Here is a 3,273-nt window from a genome sequence, read left to right as displayed (position 1 = left end):
CACAAAATCGCTATTATCCCCACTAAAGTCGCGAACTCCTTCACGGACAACAATATCATCGTCCTCCATACCTTCCTCCTCTAAAAATTAACAATAACAATTAACAAAAGCATAGACAGTAACACGCATGTGTTACAATATTAGTATCCACTTGTCATTACTGAACAACAATCCAGTAACACAAACGTGTTGCATAGCACTACAGGAAGCCCAAAAATGCCTAAGAAAATGGCTGTAACGAACCAAAAAGGAGGATCAGGAAAGACTACATCAGCCGTTAATCTATCATGCTCTCTGTCATTGATGGAGAAGTCAGTGCTACTTGTTGACCTAGACCCGCAAGCAAACGCTTCCAAACGCCTTGGTCGCAATGAGGAAGAGTATACAATCAGTAATGTGCTCACTGAAAAAAAACCTGATATTAATGCAGCTATATACCCTGCCTGCACCAGTGAAGGCCCGATTGAAAATTTATTCATCCTGCCTGCCTCTGCGGATCGTGAGCTAGCGGTTACTGCTGAACAAATACTGGCAAAACCACGCCGTGAAGAAATACTATCTAGGGTACTCAAGCGGTGTGAGAAAGAATTATCACGCTTCGACTACATTATTATTGACACAAACCCGGCATTGAGCGTACTTACCATGAACGCGCTATTGGCTGCCGATGAATTTATTATTCCAGTTAATGGCTCTGCTGACTCCTATGATGGCTCCTGGCAAACACTGGATACGGTAATGGAGCTGCATGACCTGGAGGAATACGAAGAGGTTAATTACCGCATTCTGCGCTGTGATATTGACCGTCGTGCCCCCACAATCGTTGATATGACAGAAAAACTAGCTTCTGCTCATGGCGAAAGGAAGCTCTTCAGCCGATTTATTCCTAAATCGGTCAAATATGAAAAATCCGTCGCTTTAAATAAGCCTATCGCTGTCCTGTATCCAAACAGTGCAGAAGCTAAGGACTATGCCGCTATTGCCAAGGAGGTTGTAGAAAATGAGTAAGAGTGACAGTTTAGCAGGCGTAACTGCTGGCAAACCCCCTAGCCCTAAGAGGGCAAACAAGAAAAAAGCATCTGTTGCTAGTCGTATGACCAGCTCCAGTAGGGAAACATCTGTATTCTCTCTACGAGTGCCCGATGATGAGCTTATCGAAATGAATCAACTAGCGGAAGAGCTGAAAAAGCATACTCGTATGGGGGATAGAAACACCCTTCTACGAGCATGCTTCCAGGCAATGAAAGAAAAGAACCTACAGCAACTACTGAAGATTATCAGAGAGCTTCCGTAACACATACGTGTTACGAAGAAGTCCTTATATCACTGTTATTTAAGGTCATGCTATTTTTTTCCCTTGCGCTGGCCTTTTCCAATCTCGTTGAAGATCACTTGCACTCCATTTTGAAGACGCTTTGAAATGCAAGCTGTACTCATAAGCTTTCTGCCCAAACAATAAACGGGTTTTGTGCAAGTTATCTTTTGAAGGTTTTCTACCTGACTCTTTCCAATATATCCACGTATCAAAATACGGTTTGTCTCGATCTTCTAAAATATCTGGCCTGTAATCAATAATAGCTTGTGGTGAAGGCTCTCTTTCAGCTTTAGCTTTTGTCGGAATAGCCTCATTCAAACCAGCAAGAAAGTCTTTGGGGATCAGCTTATTTCCAGAAAAGGCTCCTGTATTGAGAACCCCTGCCAGTTCGTAGAAAAAGTCTTTGAAGTATGGCTCAATCCAGTATCCCGGCTTTACATCAAAAATAAAGAATTTAGGATCAATACCACGTGTTGTGAGAGACAGTTTGTAGCATGGGGTATCCCTTATCGAAAAAAGGCAGTCAAAGCTGACTGCCCCTAGCACTACCTGAAACTGCTGCATTTCAGTCTGTATTCTTAACATATCTTTATGCAGCATCTGCAAAGCTAACATCTTCATTATCATTATCCTCATTAGCGATACGCTATTGTAACACAATCGTGTTACAATAATTGAGGATATACACTAAGCAATCATGTGGTTAGCTTGCTCTGGGCTGTAATAAAACACCGGCTTGATCTCGCCGCCCTGGCGTATTTCTGCAATTTCCATCACCTTGCGACCATAATCCGGGTGCCTGGTGGCATGTACCAGTACTTCAACAGAGCCTGTGATTTGTTGTCTGGCGAGATCAAAGTCAACCAGTCCAGCACTAGCGATCAGATACTGCAAGCGAGTCACCGCATCAGCACAGCTATTTGCATGAATCGTCGTAACACAGCCACTGTGCCCGGTATTGATTGCCTGTAGAAACGCATCGGCTGCTGGCGCATGCCTTATCTCACCTACCCAAATCCTGTCGGGCCTCATACGTAAAGCAGCCTCAATCAGGTTTTTCATTTTGATTGTGCTGTTTTCACGCTTCGGTGCTTCCATTGATACTTTGTACGGCAACCACTCTAAATAAAGCTCTTGAGTATCTTCACAGGTAATCACACGTTCATGTTCAGGCATATAGCGAGCCAGCACACGTAATAAGGATGTCTTTCCTGATCCTGTATTACCGGATACCAACATATTACTACCAAGCCTGATATGCTCTACCAGGTAATCAAGCATATCTTCAGACAGCGATCCGAAATTAAGCAAGTCTTTTGAAGTTATAACCGTTTCAGGAACAACCCGGAGTGTAATCGTTGCCCCTTGGGGGGTGACTGAAGGCAGAGTACAACAAAGCCTTGAACAATCAGGCAACCGGGCATCCATGATGCCGTTATCATCATCAATGACCTGTCCTAAGCACTGTGCAATTTGCACAATGAAATTTTGCAAGTCATTCTCTGACTGAAAAGTAAGGTCTGTTTTCTCGATGCGACCCCGCTTTTCAACAGAAATACTATCAAAGCGGTCTACACAAATTTCTGTTACGTCTGAGTCCAAAAATGCACTCTTTATTGGTTCAAAGTAGGTTTCTGCAATCCTCCACCGTTGATAGTCAACGGTGGGTACATTGCCAAACAGTGTTTCTTTAACGTCCTGGTTCATCCTTTCCTCGCGGGATACCCCGTACTTTTAGTGCGGGGAGTGGTAGCGACCAATCCGAAGGATTGGCAATAAATTATTTATTTCACACAGCAATATGATATTGTGTGAAAATGATTAAGCGAGCGTACAAATTCAGGTTTTACCCCACACCTGAGCAAGAGCAGCAACTGGCTCAGACTTTCGGTTGTGTACGCTTTGTCTATAATTGGGCTTTGCGACTCAGGTCTGATGCCTGGTACAACGATAAAAAA

General features: G+C 43.5%; 5 protein-coding genes. 3 read left to right on the top strand and 2 right to left on the bottom strand.

All coding sequences use genetic code 11. The annotated features are described in order from the left end of the window. Positions 1-216 precede the first annotated feature (216 nt). Positions 217-1,008: a ParA family protein gene (locus V4C51_RS17445; protein WP_330927449.1), complete on the top strand. Its 792-nt coding sequence runs from the start codon at positions 217-219 to the stop codon at positions 1,006-1,008. Beyond that, entirely contained in the window at positions 1,001-1,294 is a 294-nt protein-coding gene (locus V4C51_RS17440) for an exosome complex component (RefSeq protein ID WP_330927448.1), read from the top strand. The genes V4C51_RS17445 and V4C51_RS17440 overlap by 8 nt, the downstream gene beginning before the upstream one ends. Before the next feature lie 45 nt (positions 1,295-1,339). Here the strand turns inward: V4C51_RS17440 and V4C51_RS17435 are convergent, their stop codons facing one another. Continuing rightward, positions 1,340-1,936 carry a DUF6037 family protein gene (locus V4C51_RS17435; RefSeq protein WP_330927447.1) on the bottom strand — a complete coding sequence of 199 codons (597 nt, stop codon included), beginning with the start codon at positions 1,934-1,936 and terminating at the stop codon, positions 1,340-1,342. Between the two features lie 66 nt (positions 1,937-2,002). Beyond that, complete coding sequence (locus V4C51_RS17430; protein WP_330927446.1) at positions 2,003-3,022, bottom strand: TadA family conjugal transfer-associated ATPase; 1,020 nt, start codon at positions 3,020-3,022, stop codon at positions 2,003-2,005. 110 nt (positions 3,023-3,132) lie between these two features. Here V4C51_RS17430 and V4C51_RS17425 point away from each other — a divergent pair. Beyond that, positions 3,133-3,273 (top strand): helix-turn-helix domain-containing protein (locus V4C51_RS17425; protein ID WP_330925468.1); only part of this gene is annotated, 141 nt, incomplete at its 3' end.

The organism is Candidatus Sororendozoicomonas aggregata, from assembly GCF_031528575.1.
Classification (GTDB): Bacteria; Pseudomonadota; Gammaproteobacteria; order Pseudomonadales; family Endozoicomonadaceae; genus Endonucleibacter; species Endonucleibacter aggregata.
Note: the sequence above shows the minus strand (reverse complement) of the source record. Positions and strands in the feature narration are given on the sequence as shown.